The sequence below is a fragment of the Streptomyces sp. NPDC093221 genome, assembly GCF_044753885.1.
Taxonomy (GTDB): domain Bacteria; phylum Actinomycetota; class Actinomycetes; order Streptomycetales; family Streptomycetaceae; genus Actinacidiphila.
The window spans coordinates 128,269-146,610 of the sequence record NZ_JBIVOA010000013.1 but is presented as its reverse complement, the minus strand read 5'-3'; the positions used below and the strand labels follow the sequence as shown (position 1 = coordinate 146,610).

Annotated in this window: 11 protein-coding genes; 4 read left to right on the top strand and 7 right to left on the bottom strand. The window is 72.5% G+C overall.

Features of this window, described 5'->3' with window-relative positions:
* Positions 1-175: 175 nt before the first annotated feature.
* From ACIQCJ_RS34035 to ACIQCJ_RS34005, 7 genes are all read right to left on the bottom strand, one after another.
* Positions 176-3,829, bottom strand: coding sequence for a glycoside hydrolase family 3 C-terminal domain-containing protein (locus tag ACIQCJ_RS34035; protein WP_402713690.1), 3,654 nt, complete (start codon positions 3,827-3,829; stop codon positions 176-178).
* A 233-nt stretch (positions 3,830-4,062) separates the two neighbouring features.
* Positions 4,063-6,324 (bottom strand): ROK family protein, encoded by a 2,262-nt coding sequence (locus ACIQCJ_RS34030; protein ID WP_402713688.1) that lies wholly within the window; start codon positions 6,322-6,324, stop codon positions 4,063-4,065.
* A complete protein-coding gene (locus tag ACIQCJ_RS34025) occupies positions 6,317-9,634 on the bottom strand; it encodes an alpha-mannosidase (protein ID WP_402713686.1) in 3,318 nt (1,105 codons plus the stop codon). The genes ACIQCJ_RS34030 and ACIQCJ_RS34025 overlap by 8 nt, the downstream gene beginning before the upstream one ends.
* Before the next feature lie 228 nt (positions 9,635-9,862).
* Positions 9,863-10,945 (bottom strand): Gfo/Idh/MocA family protein, encoded by a 1,083-nt coding sequence (locus ACIQCJ_RS34020; protein WP_401723866.1) that lies wholly within the window; start codon positions 10,943-10,945, stop codon positions 9,863-9,865.
* Complete coding sequence (locus tag ACIQCJ_RS34015) at positions 10,930-11,565, bottom strand: ThuA domain-containing protein (protein WP_402713700.1); 636 nt, start codon at positions 11,563-11,565, stop codon at positions 10,930-10,932. The genes ACIQCJ_RS34020 and ACIQCJ_RS34015 overlap by 16 nt, the downstream gene beginning before the upstream one ends.
* Positions 11,566-11,645: 80 nt before the next feature.
* Positions 11,646-12,932 carry an enolase C-terminal domain-like protein gene (locus ACIQCJ_RS34010; protein ID WP_402713683.1) on the bottom strand — a complete coding sequence of 429 codons (1,287 nt, stop codon included), beginning with the start codon at positions 12,930-12,932 and terminating at the stop codon, positions 11,646-11,648.
* A gap of 287 nt (positions 12,933-13,219) precedes the next feature.
* Positions 13,220-14,011 (bottom strand): IclR family transcriptional regulator, encoded by a 792-nt coding sequence (locus ACIQCJ_RS34005; protein ID WP_402713681.1) that lies wholly within the window; start codon positions 14,009-14,011, stop codon positions 13,220-13,222.
* Positions 14,012-14,163: 152 nt separating this feature from the next.
* Here ACIQCJ_RS34005 and ACIQCJ_RS34000 point away from each other — a divergent pair, with 152 nt between their 5' ends.
* Genes ACIQCJ_RS34000 through ACIQCJ_RS33985 form a run of 4 tightly spaced genes read left to right on the top strand, consistent with a single transcriptional unit; the run spans position 14,164 to position 18,306 of the window.
* A complete protein-coding gene (locus ACIQCJ_RS34000; RefSeq protein ID WP_391048929.1) occupies positions 14,164-15,558 on the top strand; it encodes an extracellular solute-binding protein in 1,395 nt (464 codons plus the stop codon).
* Positions 15,555-16,562: a carbohydrate ABC transporter permease gene (locus tag ACIQCJ_RS33995; RefSeq protein WP_402713679.1), complete on the top strand. Its 1,008-nt coding sequence runs from the start codon at positions 15,555-15,557 to the stop codon at positions 16,560-16,562. Before ACIQCJ_RS34000 ends, ACIQCJ_RS33995 begins: the two co-directional genes overlap by 4 nt.
* A complete protein-coding gene (locus tag ACIQCJ_RS33990; protein WP_402713677.1) occupies positions 16,559-17,449 on the top strand; it encodes a carbohydrate ABC transporter permease in 891 nt (296 codons plus the stop codon). Before ACIQCJ_RS33995 ends, ACIQCJ_RS33990 begins: the two co-directional genes overlap by 4 nt.
* Complete coding sequence (locus ACIQCJ_RS33985; RefSeq protein WP_402713675.1) at positions 17,449-18,306, top strand: NAD-dependent epimerase/dehydratase family protein; 858 nt, start codon at positions 17,449-17,451, stop codon at positions 18,304-18,306. Before ACIQCJ_RS33990 ends, ACIQCJ_RS33985 begins: the two co-directional genes overlap by 1 nt.
* Positions 18,307-18,342 lie beyond the last annotated feature (36 nt).

The window sequence follows — 18,342 nt, the reverse complement described above, 5'->3', positions numbered from 1 at the left end:
GCTGACCGACGAGGGCCTTCTTGCGGGGCGGGAGCCCAAGCAAGGATCCGGTCGGGGGGGGGGGGGGGGGGGGGGGGGGGGGGGGGGGGGGGGGCGGGGGGGGGGGGGGGGGGGGGGGGGGGGGGGGGGGGGGCCGCCCCCCGGGGGGGGGGGGCCCCCCCCCCGCCGCTGCGTGTCAGCCGCCGATCGCGATCGAGAACAGGTGCATGGCGACCTGGTGGTCGACCTGCGTCTTGCTCACGTTGGGCAGGGTGATCGCCTGGACGGTCTTTCCGGGCAGCAGGTCCACGGTGGCCGCGGAGATGTGCACGGTCTGCTGCTGCTGTCCGCCGCCGTTGTTGAGGTAGGGCGTGCTGGCGGCGAAGTCGCTGCCCTGCGACGGTGATCCGGCCCACCAGTCGGACAGGGCCAGCGCGTAGGTCTGCGTGGTCCCGTCGGTGTAGACGATGGTGCCGGTGCCGGAGGTGGCGCCGAAGGCGCTGGTGCCGACAAAGCCCAGCTTGGTTCCGGTGCCGGTGATCTCGACGGCCTGGCCGCCGGCCACGGCGTTGTCGGGGTCCCCGGTGCCCGCGGTGGCGGGCCAGGGGAAGGACACCCCGTCGTGGTCGGTGTTCTGGCCCGCGTGCCAGCCCAGGGCGGCCAGCGCCTGGAGCGAGAAGCTGGCGCCCTCGCCGTCCAGGCTGCCGGTCGTGGTGTGGGCGTCGTCGCTGATGCCGGAGTTGTTGTAGGCGGCGGTCAGTGACGCGTACGGCACGGTGACGGGGGCCTGGGCGCTCTCCTCCCCGGAGGGGGTGATGACGGTGGCGTCCAGGGTGAAGTTGTCGGGGTCCGCACCGGCCGGGACGGTCACCTGCCAGGTGGTGGTGGCCTTCTGGCCCGCGCCGACGGTGTCGAAGGTCGCCGGGCTGGTGGCCGTGGCCGTCCAGCCCGCCGGGGTGGCAAGCGTGACCGACACGTTCCGCACCGCGGCCGCGGCGCCGTTGGTGTAGGTGGTGGTCGCGGTCAGGGTGCTGCCCGCCTTGGCGATCGGCAGCGCCTTGAGCGTGAGGGTGCCGCGGACCACGACCGGGGTGGAGCCGGTGACGCCGCCCACGGTCGCCGAGACGGTGGCGACGCCGTCGGCCACGGCGTGCACCAGGCCGTTCTTGTCGACGGTGGCGACCGCCGGGTCACTGCTGCGGTACGTGACCTTGGCGGTGGACAGGTCGACGAAGGACTGGTCGTTGTTGACGGCCTCCACGACGTCGTCCGCGGTGACGGACAGGTCGCGCTGTTCCTTCGCCGGGTTGGTGTCGTCCTTGATCCACTTGTTCTTGCCGGTGAGCGAGAAGGTCTGGCCCGCGTCGTGGACGACGCTCTCGGGCTGCACGGTGACGTAGCGCACCTTGGGCGTCAGAGTGCCGCTGATCCTCACGTTCGCGGTGCCCGCCGGGTGCGCGGAGTCCGGGCCGAGCCGGAACGCGTAGGTGCCGTTGTAGACGGTCTGCCGGGAGCTCTTGGCGTCCCAGAAGGACAGGTCGGCGGCCTTGACGGTGATGGTCAGGTGCTGGCTCTTGCCGGGCCCCAGCACCTTGGTCTTGGCGAAGCCCGCCAGCCGCTTGGCGGGCAGTTCGACGCCGGGGACGGTGAAGGGGGTCGCCGCGTAGAGCTGCGCGACCGTGGCGCCCGCCGTCTTGCCGGTGTTGGTGACGTCCACGCCGATCTTCACGGTGCCGTCCGGCGTGATCTGCGTCTTGTTGGCGCTGACCGAGGTGAAGGAGAAGGAGCTGTAGCTGAGTCCGTAGCCGAAGGGGTACGTGGGGGCGCCGGTGAAGTACTGGTACGTACGGCCGAGGCCGCCGGTGGCGCTCGGGGTCAGCCCGTAGTTCTGCTTGTCGGGGAGCTGTGAATCGTCCTTGTACCAGGTGAAGTTGAGGTGCCCGGACGGGTTGACGTCGCCGAAGAGCACATGGGCGAGCGCGGTGCCCTGCGACTGGCCGTTGTAGCCGCTGAAGACGATCGAGGAGACCGGTGAGCCGGCGGCGGCCTCCTTCTGGATGTCGACCGGGCCGTCGGACTGGATGACCAGGGCGAGCTTGTCGGTGCCGAGCGCCGACGTCTGGTCGATCAGCGACTGGTAGTTGCCGGGCATGTTCAGGTTGTCGCGGTCGTTGCCCTCGTCGCCGTTGGCCTGGGTGGTGCCGACGAACAGCACCACGAGGTCGGCGGCCTTGATGTCGGCCTTGGTCTTGTCGGAGAGCACCGCGGCGCCGGTGCCGGTGGACGAGGTGCCCGCCGCGTCGTAGACCACGGACGCCGTGGGGTCGATCGCGTGGATCTCGTTCTGGATGCCGCGCAGCGGGCTGGTCCGGTAGGTCGGGTCACCCGAGTACAGGCCGAGCGTCGCGGTGTTGGCGAGGTCGCCGAGGACGACGACCTTCTTGGTGGTGGCGGGGTCGGCGGGCAGCAGTTTGCCGCCGCCCGAGGCCCGCTTGTCGTTCTTCAGCAGCACCAGGGAGTTGTCGGCGACCGTGGTGGCGAGCGCCTGGTGGGCCGGGCTCTCGATCTGGTCCTTGGTGATGTTCGTGTACGACACCGCGCTCGCCGGGTCGAACTCGCCGGTCTCCATGCGGATGGTGAAGACCTTCACCAGGGCGGTGTCGACCACGCCCTCGCTGAGCGCGCCCGCCTCGATGGCCTCCTGGATGTTGGCGGTGGTCGCCTCGTCACCCGTGCAGTTGAGGTCGGTACCGGCCCGCAGCGCGTACGCCTGGCCGCCGGCCTGACCGGACATCGTCGTGCCGGTGGCGGTCTCGGTCCACGTCGGGTCGTCCTTGTGGTCGGTGGTCCAGCCGGGCGGCGCCCAGTCGTGACCGCCGGGGAACTGCCGCCAGTTGGTGCTCACCGCGCCGCAGTCGGAGGTGATGTACCCGTTGAACCCGTAGGTGCGCTGGGCGAGTTGGTTGGTGGTGTAGGTGTCGGAGACCGACGGGGTGCCGTTGATCGCGTTGTACGACGTCATGAGCCCGGACACGTGCGCGTCCTCGATCAGCGAGCGGAACTGCGCGGTGTAGTAGTCGCGCAGGTCGGTGTCGTTGACGTCGGAGCTGATGCCGGTGCGGTTGTCCTCGACGTTGTTGAGCGCGTAGTGCTTGGCGGTGGAGGCGACCTTCAGATAGCCGGTCTTCGAGGTGCCGTCGGGGTTGTTGCCCTGGTAGCCGTCGACGAACTGGCCGGCCATCTGCCCGACGAAGTACGGGTCCTCGCCGAACGCCTCGTCGGTCCTGCCCCAGCGCGGGTCGCGGTCGAGGTTGACCGTCGGCGCCCAGTAGGTCAGCGAGCCGTAGTCGTCGGCGGACGGGCCGAGGTTGTTCTGGCCGGTGCCGAAGAGCGACTTGTCGACGAAGCCGCGCACCTCGTCGGAGATCGCGGTGCTCTCCTGGTAGAGCAGCGCCGGGTCCCAGGACATGGACGAGGCGAAGTTGGTCGGGAAGCTGGTGGCGTGGACGCCGCCCTGCGCCCCGCCGTTGTTCTGGTTGGCCCCGAGGGTGTTGACGCCGTGCTGGCCCTCGCTCCAGTACGTGTACTGCTGGACGCCCAGCCGGGGGATGGCGGGGCCGCTGTTGGTGCTGAGCTGCTGGACCTTCTCCTGCAAGGTCATCCTCGACACCAGGTCGGCGGCCCGCTCCTGGAAGGAGTAGTGGGTGTCGAGGTAGACCGGGGTGGCGGCGACCGCCTCCTGTGGGGTGTTCGCGGCCGCGCTCGGGCCGAAGCCCGCCGTCAGTCCGATCGCACACGCCATGGCGCAGACCGCGGCCAGTCCCGCGCGTCGGCGCTTTCGCTCGTCCATCCTGCCTCCGTCGTCATCGAGCAGCATCGAGCAGATGCCGGTACCGACTTCGGTGCAAGTCCGAAGGAAGTCCGGGTCTCGCGTCATCAGTTGGGCAGTGTGTTGCCATCTTTGACGCAGCGTCAAGACAAAGAACGCGATCGGACCGGCATTTTTTGACTTCTCGCTGCAAAAAGCTGGAAGCGGGCTGCTCACCGGCCTGTGCCCGGAGCCGGTCCGGGCTCGGGTCGCGGTCAGGGCCGCTCGCGCCCGCGCAGCCGCGGGGTGAACGTGGCGTGGAAGATGGTCGACGCGGCGCCGACGGCGGCGGCCTCGGCGCTCAGCACCGAGCGCTCCACCTCGACCCGGCGCAGCCTGCGGGCGGTGGGGAATTCGTTGACGGCGCGGCCGATCTCGTCCAGGTAGAAGTCGGCGACGTCGTCGGTGAAGAACGGGCCGCCGAGCACGATGAGGTCGATGTCCAGCAGGTCGACCAGGCCGAGCGCGCCGCGTCCGACGGCGCCCGCCACCTCGCGCAGCGCGGCCGTCGCGGCCGGGTCCCCGGCCGCCGCGGCCCGGCCGACCTCCCGGTAGGCGGCGGTGCTGCCGCGGGCGGCGTCGGCGGCGGGCAGGCCGCGGCGGACCGCGAAGTCGGTCACGGAGACCGGCGGATTGCACTCGGGCAGCAGCTCGGGCCGCCCGTCGGCGTCCACCCGGCCCAGCGCGATGGCGCAGAGCTGCCCGAACTCACCGGCGTTGGCGCTGACGCCCCGGTAGAGGTCGCCGTTGAGGTAGAGCCCGGAGCCGACGCCCGTACCGAGGTAGAGGTACGCGAAATCGCGGGCCCTGCGGTCGCGGCCGATCCACCGCTCCCCCGCCGCCGCGGCCAGCGAGTCCTTCTCGATGATCACCGGGCACGGGAAGTGGTCCTTGAGCAGGTAGAGCAGCGGCAGGTCGTTCCAGGCCGACAGCAGCGGCGGGCCGAGCACCGTACCGGAGGCGATGTCGACCGGGCCCGGCACCGCGACGCCGATGCCGAGGAAGCCGTCCTCGCGAACCGCGCCGCCCGCCTTTTGCAGCGTCTCCCGGCCCAACTCGACCACCTGCGCGACGAATTCGGCCGGGTCGATGTCGGCGCTCACCGGCCGGGTGCGGGTGCAGACGATCGCGCCGTCGAGGTCGATGACGACGGCGGTCAGCACCTCGGGGTCGATGTGCAGGCCGAGCGCGTGCGCGGCGGTGCCGCTGAGCCGCACCGGGGTGCGGGGCTTGCCCGAGGTGGCGCGCCGCTGCGCGTCCTCGACGAGGATGCCGCGGTCGAGCAGCGAGCGGGCGATCCGGGAGACCGACTGCTGGGTGAGTCCGGTGCGGTGGGCGATCTCGCCGCGGGTGATGGTGCCGGACAGCCGGACGGTCTCGATCACCACGCACTCGTTGAAGGAGCCGAGGTCGATCTGGTTGACGCCGCTGAACGAGGGCGGGTGCGCGACGGCCTCGGGGGTGTGCGGGGCGCGCAGGTGGCCCGCGACGTTCTCGCGCAGCCAGCGGACCGGGCCCGGCGCGCCCGCGGTCTGCCGTTCCAGCGCGGCGACCAGGTCGAGGTAGACCCGCCGGGAGGACTCGGGGTGGCTGGTGCTGTCCAGGGCGATCATGGCGCGCAGGAAGCCGCGCCAGGTGGAGCGGGCCGGGAGCTGGTGGAAGGTCACCGGCGTGGTGCCGGGCGGGGGCGCGGAGATCCGGCCGGTCTCCCAGAGGGTGATCGCGTGCAGGGCGATGTCCGGGTGGTGTTCGGCCGCCGCCGCGAGGTAGCCGGTGAGCCCGAGCGGCGGCGGGCCGCCGGGGTCCGGGGCCACGGCCAGGCGCATCCCGTCGAGGGCCCGGCCGAGTCCGGCCAGGACGTCCTCGCCGATGACGGTGGCCGCGGGTCCCGGCGCCGGGGCCGCGGCGCGGGTGCCGGCGAGCAGGACGGCGCCGCGCGCGTCGGCGTACAGGCCCATCACCCACACGTCGGTGCCGGGCAGCGGCGGTCTGGTCGGTACGTGCGGGGCGGGTGTCGTCTCGTCCGCGGTGAGCTGCCAGCGGCGTCTGATCGCGGCCACCGTGGCGTGGGACAGGCCCAGTTCGCGGGCGATGGCCCGGCTGGCGCCGCTACCGCCGGGCGCGAGCAGTGCCCGGGTGACCACCTCGGCCTCGTCCACGGTGGCGGGTCTGCCGGTGCGGGGCCGCTGTTCGAGGCCGCGCAGCCCCGCGCTCTGCCAGCGGTGCCGCCAACTGCCCACGGTCTGCCGGGAGACGCCGAGCCGCCGGGAGATCTCGGCGTCCCGCAGTCCTTCGGCGGCGAGCAGGACGACCCTGGCGCGGGTGGCGAGCGGACCGTCGCCCGCGGCCCACTGGCGCAGCAGGTCCCGCGTCCGCGCGTCCGGCGGTCCCGGCGGGCGCCGCTCGTCGGGGAAGGTGGGCAACGCCCTGTCCTGCGACGGCACTTCGGAGAGCGGCGAGTGGGGTGTTTCAGGCAACGCGGCCCTCCTGGCCTTCGCGGGGGCGGATCAGCCGCAGGGTGAGGACCTGGAACGGGCGGAGCGTCAGCGGGGTGCGTCCGTCGTCGTGCGGGTGGTCGGCGAGCCGTTCCTCCAGCAGGTCCGTCTCCTGGACGGCCGTCGCGGGGAAGCCCGCGGTCAGGACGGTGCGGGCCCGCCCGCCGCGCGACTCGTACAGCCGGACCACGACGTCGCCGCTGCGGTCGTCGGCGAGTTTGACCGTCTCGACCACGACGTCGGGGTGGTCGACGGCGACCAGCGGGGGCGGTGACGCCGCGTCAGAAGCGTTGCCGGGAGGGGAATCGGGTCGGGTGACGGCGCCGGTGTCCGGGCCGGGGCGCAGCGGCAGGTGCAGCGCGTAGCCCTCGGAGACGGCGTCGTCCACGTCGGCGCCGGGCCGCAGCCGGTGCCGGAAGCGCTGGAGTCCGCGGTCGGCGTGCGGGTCGGGGCTGCGCGGGGCGCGCAGCAGCGTGCTGCGCACGACGGTGGTGGTGCCGCCGTCCTCGCGGGTGTGCCGTGTCACGTCGTAGCCGTACGTCGAGTCCCCGGCGAGCGCGACGCCCCAGCCGTGCTCGCCGACGTGGATCCAGCGGTGCGCGACCGACTCGCGGCGGGCCGCGTCCCCGTCGGTGTTCCCGTGCGTGGGGCGCGCGACGTGGCCGAACTGCGTTTCCGCGCGGCTGTGTTCCGCGTGCACGTCCAGCGGCCAGGCGGCCTTGAGCACGGTGTCCTGCTCGCGCCAGTCGACCTCGGTGTCGACGGTCAGCGCGTGGCTGCCCGCGGTGAGCGTCAGCTCCTGTACGACGGTGGAGCGTCCGGTGCCGCGCAGTATCCGCAGCCGGGCCAGCAGCGGTCCCGCGGCGGTGACCTCCACCCGGTCGGCCCGGTCCAGATCGCGGGACCCGGCCACCGGGGCGTAGCGCGCCGCGCTCCAGCCGCCGGGCTCGTCGCGGTGCAGCTGGAGCAGATTGCCCGCCGCGCCGGGCGCGATGGCCTCGCGTCCGGTGCCGAGGTCGGCGGCGGACCGCACCAGACCGGCCGCGTCGACCCGTATTCGCAGCAGCCCGTTGTCCAGGACGTGGCCGCCGTCCGCGCCCGCCGTCACGGTGACCGGGGCGAGGTCGCCGAGCGCGATGCCCGCGGGTCCTGAGCCGTGCGCCGGGGCCTGCGCGAGGACCGCGAACCGGCCGTCGGACAGCGGCTGTACGGTGCCGGGCCGCGCCGCACGAGGCTGTACTGTGCCGGGTCGGGCGGTGCCGGGCTGTGCGGTGCCGGGCTGTGCGGCGTCGAGGGGAAGAGTGCCGGTCAGGAGCGTGCCGGGCACCGGGCCGTCCTCCGGTTCGAGGACGACGACCTCGCGGCGGGCCCGCGGCCCCGCGTTGAGCACGGTCGCGCCGTCCGGGTCACCGACCGCCCGCCGGATCAGCCGTTCCAGCCTGCGCCGTACGTCCCGGTGGGTCTGCTCGGCCTCCTCGTGCACCCAGGCGATCGACGTGCCGGGCAGGATGTCGTGGCACTGCTGGAGCAGCACCTTCTTCCACAGCCGCTCCAACTCGGCGTAGGGGTACGGGATTCCGTGCCGTACTGCGGCGGTCGCCGACCACAGCTCGGCCTCGTGCAGCAGCGCCTCGCTGCGCCGGTTGCCGCGCTTGGTGCGCGCCTGGCTGGTGTACGTGCCCAGGTGCGGCGCGAGGTCGAGTTCGCCGCGCCACACGGGGGCGGCCGGATGCTCGGCCTGGGCGTCGCGGAAGAAGCGGGCCGGGGCGCCGAGGGTGACGCGCGGCGCGCCGTCGAGGTCGGCCAGGCGGCGGGCGCGCTCCAGCATCGACCGGTCGGGGCCGCCGTCGCCGCGGCCGAAGGGCAGCAGGGAGCGGGTCGCGTCACCCTTGTCGGCGAAGTCGTCCACGGACCGTACGAGGTCGCCGCCGGTCAGCGCCGGGTCCGCGGTTCCGCGTTCGCCGTCGGTCCCGACCGGAGCGAGGTGCGCGAAGAGCCTCGTCCCGTCCAGGCCCTCCCAGCGGAAGGTGTGGTGCGGCAGCGCGGAGCCGCGGCCGGGCTCCGGGCGGCGGCCGAGGAACCAGCGGGCGCCCGCGAGCGCGGCGAGCTGCGGGAAGGCCGCGGACGCGCCGGAGGCGCCGGGCAGCCACACGCCGTCGGTCTCGGTGCCCAACTCGTCGCGGAAGAACCGCCGTCCGTGCACGAGCTGGCGCACCAGCGCCTCGCCGCCGGGCAGTTCGGTGTCGGCCTCCACCCACATGCCGCCGACCGGCGCCCAGTTGCCGTCCGCGACCGCCTTGCGTATCCGCTCGAAGACATGCGGCTGGTGGTCCTTCATCCAGGCGTAGTGCTGCGCGCTGGAGGCGGCCACGACCAGTTCGGGGTACTCGTCGGCGAGCGCGGCCATCGTGCTGAAGGCGCGGGCGCGTTCGCGGACCGTCTCGCGCACCGGCCACAGCCGGGCGGAGTCGAGGTGCGCGTGGCCGACGGCGGTCACGGTGTGCGCCGACTCGTGGGCGCGCCGGGCGAGCACGTCGGTCAGCAGCGTACGGGCGTATCCGGCGGTGCGGCCGACGGCCCGCGGGTCGACGGCGTCCAGGGCGCGTTCCAGCGCGAGCCGGATCTCGTGCCTGCGCGGCTGCTGTTCGGGCAGCGCGCGCATCAGCCCTTCGAGGGTCTGCACGTCGTGGACGAGCTGCCAGACGTCCTCGTCGCGCACGGCGAGGTCGGCGCGGCGCAGCCGGTACAGGAGGGTGTCGCCCGCGGTGGCCGGGTCGCCGTACCGGGTGCCCGCGCCGCTGCCCGCCGCGATGCGCGGGTTGGCGGCGGCCTCGACCAGCAGCCGTACGGACGAGCCGGCGGTGGCGGAGCCGGCGATCAGGACGGCGCCGAGGCCGGGGTGCAGGCCCTGGAGCGGGATGCCGTGCGCGTCGTGCACCAGGCCCTCGGCCGGGCCGCCGGAGGCCCCGGTCCAGGCCCCGGTTCCCTCTCCCGTCCCGTCGTCGGGTCCCGAGCCGAGGTCGAACAGCGCCTCGACCCGCCGCCCGGCCCAGCGCTCCGGCACGGTGGCGTGGACGCTGAACCAGGTGGTCGCCCAGGGGCGCCCCCACGCCTCGCCGACGGCGAACGGCGTGTAGTCGGCGCGCAGCGCGACCTCGGCGGGGACGGGCTCGCCCGCGATGTGCCAGGCGCCGATGTCCATGGGCAGCTTCTGCGGGTAGAGCGCGGGGCGCAGCCGTTCGGCGAGGAATGCGGCTATGCGCTCTTCGCCGGACTTCATCCGGTCATGCATCGGCAGCCCTTCCTGTCCAGCCAGTAACCGCCATGTAAAACCATGTGTGTTATCAAGTCAACGCCTCGCGCGAATTCCTTCTTCTCGCAGGTCGTGACCTGCAACTATCAAATTGTCAGGCTAATTTGGAACCGAAAAGGGAGTCAGCCGTCAGTTAATTCGCCTGACACCGGGAACGGCAAAAGGCGGCAGGAAGGGCCGTGGCCCTTCCTGCCGCCCTCGGTGGAATTACGGTGTCACGGAATCCACCCGCGCGGGCCGCTCGCAGCCGCTGGTGACCGGCAGCGCCGTCCCGTCGTGCGCGGCGTCCAGCAGTGTCAGCATCACGTCCAGTACGTGCTGGGCGAGTTCGGCCGACGCCAGGTGCGGGCGTCCGGCGGCGACGGCGGCGGCGAGGTCCGCGAGACCGGTGCCGCGCCCCGCGCCGCGGTATCCGGCCGAGACCGGCAGCGGCTGCCACGTACCGTCGGTGAACAACTCGACCTGGCCGTCGAAGCCGTTGGGGTCGGGGACGGACAGCGAGCCCTCGGTGCCGTACACCTCGATCCGCGGCAGCCGGGCGGCGTGGATGTCGAAGCTCATGATCAGCGTGGTGAGGGCGCCGCCTTCGTGCTGGAGGACGCCGGTGACGTGGGTGTCGACCTCGACGGGGAAGCGCGCCCCGGCGCGCGGGCCGCTGCCGATGGCGCGTTCGGCGCGCGGGGTGGCGACGGCGCCGGTGACCTTGACGACCGGGCCCAGCAGGTGGACCAGCGCGGACAGGTAGTACGGGCCCATGTCGAGCAGCGGGCCGCCGCCGGGCCGGTAGTAGAACTCCGGGTCCGGGTGCCAGGCTTCGTGGCCCGCGGTGGTCATGAAGGCGGTCGCGGCGACGGGCGTGCCGATCAGCCCGTCGTCCACGGCCTTGCGGGCGGTCTGGGTGCCGGTGCCGAGTACGGTGTCGGGCGCGCTGCCGACCCGGACGCCCGCGGCGCGCGCGGCGGCGAGCACGGCGGCGGCCTCCTCGCGGGTGGCGGCGAGCGGCTTCTCGCCGTAGACGTGCTTGCCCGCGGCGACCGCGGCCAGCGCCACTTCGGCGTGCACGGCGGGGACGGTGAGGTTCAGGACGGCGTCCACGTCGTCGCGCGCCACCAACTCCGCGACGCTTGCAGCCACTTCGGCGCCCGCGCGCTCGGCGGCCTCCTTGGCCCGGCCGGGGTCGAGGTCGGTGACGGCGGTCAGCCGCAGCCCTTCGAGCCCGGCGATGGTGTCCAGGTACTGGCCGCTGATCTTGCCCGCGCCGACCATGCCGATCCTCAACGGCTCGCCCACAGCAGTCCCCTCTCGGTCAGCGCCCGCACCTCGGGCACGTCGAAGTCGTCGGCCTTGTGCCCGATGGCGGACACGAACACCCGTCCCGCGCCCTGCCTCCTGGTCCACACCGCGGGCATCACGACCGGGTGCGCGCGCTCGCCGTCCGGCGGGAAGGTCGTGGTGGCCAGCACGTCGATGTCGGGGTCGGTGGCCAGCCAGTACTGCTCGGTGTGCACGTCGAAGTCGCCGATCCCGGCGATCACCGGGTGGTCGGCGCGCTCGGGCCGCACATGGACCCGGTAGTCGAGGAATCCCGCCGGGTGCATGAGGAACTGACCGCCGGTCAGGAACTGGTAGTCGACGTCGCCGCGGAAGGAGTCGACGATCCCGCCGTGCCAGCCCGCGAAGCCGGTGCCCGCCCTGACCGCCTCGGCCAGGCCCCTGGTCTGCTCGCCGCTGATCTCGCCCATCGTCCAGCACTGGACGACGAGGTCGGTGGCGGCCATCAGCTCCCGGTCGGCGTAGACGTCGAGCGACTGCGCGGTCTGGACGGTGAAGCCCTCGTCCTCGAGGAAGGGCAGGAAGAGGTCGGTGATCGCGATCGGCGCGTGGCCCTCCCAGCCGCCGCGTACCACCAACGCCCGTCGTGCGGACCGCTCCCGGCCGGCCCCGTCCTGGTCGGCTCCGGCTCCGGGTTCACCGGCTCTGATCGGATTCGTCACGGGCGTTGCACGCTCCCATCGGTGTTGCGCAGCAGGGCCCAGCGGTCGTGGGCCAGGGGTTCGGGCACGGGGTGACGGCGGGCGGCGGCCTCGTCGAAGTCCACTCCGTGGCCCGGGGTGTCATGGGGCACGAGGCCGCCCGCGGACGCGGTGACCGTGCCGGGGAACACCTCGTGGACGGGCGGCCTGAAGACCGCGGCCTCCTGGACGCCGAAGGCGTGGCTGGAGATGTCCATGGCCAAGGTGGCGGCCTGGGCGACCGGGCTGACGTCGGCGGGGCCGTGCGGCGCGAGCCGGACACCGCGCAGTTCGCAGAAGGCCGCGATCTTGCGGGCGGGGGTGAGGCCGCCGAGGGTGGGAACGCGGATCCGCGCGAAGTCGATGTCGGGGCCGTCCAGCAGGGCGGTGAACTGGGCGGTGTCGTGGAAGAGTTCGCCGACCGCGAGCGGTACGGGCGAGGCGTCGTGCAGCCGCTTGAAGTGCCGGGTGTCCTCGGGCGCGAGCAGGTCCTCCACGAAGTACAGTCCGGCGTCCTCGACCCTGCGCAGGAAGTCCCTGGCCTGCCGGGGGTCGAGCCGTTCGTGCACGTCGTGCAGCAACTCGACGTCGTCGCCGACGAGTTCGCGCACGCGGGTGAGAACGCCCGGCACGTGCCGCAGATAGCCCGCGCTGTCCCAGGGCGCGCGCCGCTCGCGTACCGCGTCGGCGTCCGCGGTGCCGCCGCCGGAGGCGCCGTAGGTGTCGGCGCCCGGCACGGCGGCCTGGATCCGGACGTGCCGGTAGCCGTGTTCCCTCGCGGCCTGGACCTTGTCGGCGATCTCGGCGGCGTCGCGGCCGTCGACGTGCGTGTACGCCTCGGCGAAGGCGCGGACCTTGCCGCCGAACAGCGAGTGCAGGGGCGCGCCGAGGCGCTTGGCCTTGAGGTCCCACAAGGCGACGTCGATGCCGCCGAGCGCGTTGCCGGTGACCGAACCGCCGCGCCAGTAGGCGCTGTTGAGGATCAGCCGGTGGATGTCCTCGATGTCGTCGGGGTCCCGCCCGATGAGCAGCGGGGCGAGGTAGTCGTCGAGCACCGAGCGGACGGCCAGCGTGCGCTGGGGGTCGCTGGCGCAGCCGAGGCCGTAGAGGCCCGGTTCGCCGGTCTCGACGCGGACGATGAGATGGGGGCACCCGTGGGGGGCGGTCAGAAAGGTGCGAACGGCCGTGATGCGGATCTTGGCGCCGCGCTCGTCGACCCAGGGGGCCGGGGCGAGCGGTGCGGGGCCGGCATCAGGCAATGCCATACGAACTCCCACGTACAGGTAACGGAATGACGTACCGGTATCCGAACGTAGAGAGGGCATTCCGAGTTTGTCAATCACTTTGACAAACTCGCAACGACCGTAACCCCCGCCACGCGGGACACACAAGGGGTCGGCACGCCCCGGTCGGCCGGACGGCCCGTCAGGCCGGGCCCGACAGCGCGTCAGGCCCGGCGGCAGGCGGGCGGCGGGCCGTCGGCGAGCCGGCGGGCGGCCCGTGCCGGTTCAGCGGCCGGCCCGCGGCCGGTCGGCGCGGTGGCGGCGGCCGGTCAGTGCTGGCCCAGCCGTTTGAGCAGGGTGCTCAGCGACTGCGCGGCCTCGGTGACCGCCTGCGCGACCTCCTCGACCCGCGCGTCGTCCATCCGGCTCTTGGGCGCCGAGCAACTGATCGCGTCCTCGCCCTGGCCGCCGCCGAGCGCGACCGCGACGCAGCGGATGTCGACGGAATTCTCGCCGTCGTCCGCCGCCCAGCCGCGCAGCCGCGCCTCGGCCAACTGGGCCAGGAACGCGTCGGGATCGACCACCGTGGTCGGGGTCATCCGCTCCAGCGGCCAGTCCAGCCGCCGCTGCACCTCGGCGTGGTCGTACTGCGAGAGCACCGCCTTGCCGAGCGCCGTGGCGTGCGCGGGGAGCCTGCGGCCGACCGCGGAGTACATCCGCAGCGCGTGCCGCGACTCGCGTTTGGCCAGGTAGACGACGTGCGTGCCGTCGAGCCTGCCCAGGTGCACGGCCTCGCCGGTCTCCTCGGCCAGCGCGTCGAGCACCGGCCCCGCCAGGCTGGTGACGTCGTCGCCCTCCAGGTAGGCGGTGCCCGTCAACAGCGCCTTGAGACCGAGGCTGTAGCGCGTCCCTGACGGGTCGAGATCCACCCACCGGCGCGCCTGCATCGTGCGCAGGATGGCGTGCAGGCTGCTCTTCGGCACCGCCATCGCCGTCGCCATCTCCGCCAGCGAGAGCCGGGCGCCGTCCGCGCCGAGCAGTTCGAGCACTTCCAGTACCCGAGCTGCGGACTTCACCTCTTCGGGCTTCCGCCCGCGCGCCGCTTCTGCCACCGATTCCACCGATCCTCCGCTCCCCGCCGCCGATGCACGACGCATAAGAGTGCCCACTCCCATCGCGGCGTGCGTCTTGACGCTATATCAAACACGACCCTAAGTTCAGTCACTCCAACGTCATTCGGTCTTCTGAACGGTCGAATCCTAGGTAGGGACCCATGAACACACCATTCGCACGTTTTACCCCGAAGACGAGACTCGCCGCAGCCGCTGTGGCCACCGTCCTCTCGCTGAGCCCGCTGGCCGCCTGCGGCGGCGGCTCCTCCGGATCGGGGGACAGCAAGTCGCTGGAGATGTGGACCTTCAAGCAGTCGCACGTCGCCGGACTGCGCAACGCGGCGGCCGAGTTCAAGAAGCAGACCGGCATCACCGTCAAGATCGAGGCGTACGGACCGGACGACGCGTACAGCACCAAGCTCCAGGCCGCCGCCAAGACCCACGACCTGCCCGATGTGCTGGAGACGCACTCCGACGGCGAGGACCTGGTGCTCGGCGCCACCGGCATAGCCAAGGACATCGCGGGCGACGTCGACGCCGCCTGGAGCGGCCTGTACCAGAAGGGCGTCCAGGTCTCGGGCACCGTCACGGACGCGAAGTACACCGAGTCCAAGCCCGCCGACTCCAAGACGCACGGCGTGAGCAAGGGCCAGCGCTTCAGCGTGCCCTTCACCTCCGGGACCTTCGGCATCGTCATGGCCAACAAGAAGATGCTGGCCGCCGCCGGGATCACCAAGGCCCCCGCGAACTGGGACGAGTTCCTGGCCGACCTGAAGGCCACCACCACCAAGGACCCGAAGAACGGCGGGGTCAGCCTCGGTCTGAAGGTCAAGGCGACCGGTCTGACCTGGGTCCTCCAGCCGCTGGCCTTCGCCCAGTTGGGCAAGGAGAAGTACCAGGCGCTGTTCGGCAAGGACGCCGGCGCGGACTTCTCCTCCGCCGACGGCACCAAGGTCCTCACGCAGTACGCGCAGCTCCAGCCGTACTGGATGCCGGGCACCCAGACCCTCGACATCGACGCGGCCGACCAGGCGTTCGCCCAGGGCAAGTCGGCCTTCGACATCGGCGGCACCTTCACGCTGGCCTTCCTCCAGCAGAACGGCATGAACCCCGACGACGTGATGGCCTTCGGCCTGCCCTCGCCGGGCGACGGCGCGGTGCCCCACCGGGCGCTCGGCCCGCTGGCGCTCACCGGTCTGACGGTCACCTCCACCAGCAAGCACCCGGACAACGCCGAGAAGTGGATGAAGTTCCTGGCGCGGCCCGACATCGCCTCGAAGTTCGCCAAGGACGCCACCGACGTGCCCGCCACCGAACTCGGCGCGGACGCCGCCTCGGTGATGGGCCCGACCCTCGCCGACATGCTGAAGACCTTCGTCGGCACGCCGGAGACCACCTACGACCCGAGCGACAACACCTTCCGGCCGCCGACGTACGACCAGGACTCGATGGGCGAGGTGCTGGCCGACCTGACGCCGCTGAAGCAGAAGAGCGTGGACCAGACCGGCAAGGCGATGGCCAAGCTCAACAACTCCTTCTGGGCGACGTCCAAGTGACCACCGCACCCCGTCCCACGCTCACGGAGACGGCCGGCGCCGGCCGGGGAGGCGATCCCCGGCCGGCCGCGCGCGCCGCCGCCGGCCGCGGCGCGCGCCCCCCGCGCCGCCGCGGCTACGAGGCCGTCTCCGGTTACCTGTTCGTCGCCCCCGCCGTCGTGCTCTTCGCGGTCATGGGCCTGTACACCGTCGGCTACGGCTTCCTGCTGAGCTTCGCCCGCTGGAACGGCTTCGCGCCGCGCTGGGACTGGGTCGGCCTCCAGAACTACAAGGACCTGCTCTGGCAGAATCCGGCCTACGCGCCCCGGCTGCACCACGCGGCGCTCCACACCCTGTACGTGATGATCGCCGTCCCGCTGCTGACCGTCGCGGTGTCCTTCCCGCTGGCGATCCTGCTCAACTCCGCCAAGCGGATGCAGGGCGTGCTGCGTTCGGTGTACTTCGTGCCGTACGTCACCAGCGGCATCGCCGTCTTCTTCGCCTGGCAGTACATCCTCCAGCCGGACGGCGCGGTCAACACCCTGCTCAGCAGCGTCGGCATGGGGTCGCTCGCGCAGCCGCAGGGCTGGCTCGGCAACCCGCACACCGCGCTGCCCACGATGATCGTGGTCACCGTGTGGGGGGCGGTGCCGGTCGCGATGCTGATGTACCTCACCGGTCTTCAGACCATCGACCGCAGCGTGATGGAGGCCGCGCAGCTCGACGGCGCCGGATGGTGGCGGACGAACATGTCGGTGGTGTGGCCGCTGGTCCGGCCGATCACCTCGATCGTCGTGCTGCTCAATCTCCGCGACTCCCTCCAGGGCTTCCAGACCTTCCTGGTGATGACCAACGGCGGTCCCGGAGACCACACCAACGTCCTCGGCCTCGAGGCGTACCGGCTGGCCTTCCTCAAAGACCTGGCGCCGACGCTCGGCCTGGCGAGCGCCCTCGGCTGGCTGCTGTTCGCCGCCGCCGTGGTGCTCGCCCTGATCAACCTGCGAGTCATGCGGAGCAGAACATGACGACGAACATCTCCGGCGCGGGCCCCTCGCGCACCACAGGACCCGCCTCGCCGGCCAGGGCCGCCGTCTCGCGCGCCGCCGCGCGCTGGACCGTCGGCATCCTGCTGACGCTCTACGGCCTGGTCAGCGTCTACCCCTTCCTGTGGATGGTCTCGGCCGCCTTCAAGGACCAGGTCGAGGTGGTACGCGGCGGCCATCTGATCCCGCACCACCCGACGCTGGACACGCTGACCCACACCTGGAACCAACTGCACTTCTTCCACTACTTCCTGAACAGCCTTCAGGTCACCGCGCTCACCGTGGTGCTGACGCTCGGGGTGTACGCGGCGGCCGGATACGCCTTCGCGGTGCTGGACTTCCCCGGCCGCGGCCTGCTCCAGAAGCTCTTCGTCGCGCTGCTGTTCGTGCCCGGCATCACGGTGATGCTGCCGATCGTGCTGCTGGAGAACAAGATGGGCATCCTGGGCACGCACATCGGTCTGGTGCTGCCCTTCGTCAACGGCGGCGCGCCGCTGTCGGTGCTGCTGATGACCGGCGCCTTCAGCGCCGTGCCACGGGAGTTGCGGGAGTCGGCGCGGGTCGACGGCGCCAACGAGTTCCACATCTTCTCCCGGATCTATCTGCCGCTGGCCCGGCCCGCGCTGATCACGGTGGCGCTGCTCACCGCGATCCCCACCTGGAACGAGTACCTGCTGACGCGGGTGTCGCTCAACGACGAGAGCACGTACACGCTGCCGCTCGGGCTCCAGACGCTCGCCTCGTCGAACGTGCCGCACTACAACAACCTGATGGCGGGCGCGCTGATCGTCGTCATCCCGGTGGCGCTGCTGTTCCTGAGCCTCCAGCGCTACTTCGTCAACGGCCTGGTCGGGGCGGTGAAGGGCTGATGCGCGTCCTGATCACGGGGGCCGCAGGACACATCGGCGGCCATGTCACCGCGGCGCTGCTGGCCGCGGGGCACGACCTGGTGCTCACCGACCTGCTGCCGGTGACCGAGCCGCGCGCCGCGCGCGTGCACACCGGCGACCTCCAGGACCCGGAACTGGTCCGCGAGGCCATGGCGGGCGCGGAGGCGGTGGTGCACCTCGGGGCGATCCCGCACCCGAACGACACCGACCCGAGCACGCTGTTCGCGCACAACTGCCTGACGGCGCACCGGGTGTTCGAGGAGGCGGGCCGGGCCGGGGTGCGCCGGGTGGTGGCCGCCTCCAGCATGGCCGCGGTGGGCCTGGCCTGGTCACCGGTGCCGGTCTCGCCGTCCTACGTCCCGCTGGACGAGGCCCATCCGAGCGTGCTGCGCGACCCGTACGGCCTGTCGAAGGCCGCGCTGGAGGAGGTGGCACGCACCGCACACCGGCGCTGGGGCCTGGACGCGGTCTGTCTGCGGCTGCCCTTCACCGGGACCGGCGACCGGCTCGGCCACTTCCTGGACGCCTGCGCCGCCGACCCGGCCGGTCAGCGGCACGACCTGTGGGGCTGGCTGCACACCCTGGACGCGGCCGAGGCGGTACGGCGCGCGCTGGAGACCGAGCTGACCGGCTGTCACGTCGTCAACGTCACGGCCGCCGACACGACATCCGCGCTGCCGTCCGCGGAACTGATGGCCCGTCACCATCCGGGGGTGCCGCTGCGCAGCGGCCTCCAGGACCACGCCTCGCTCTTCGACACGGCCGCCTGCACGGCGCTGCTGGGCTTCACGCCCCGGCGCACCTGGCGTACGGCCGGAGCGGAGCGCCGTACCTGACCCCTCCCCCACGTCCCCCACGTCCCCCACGGCTTT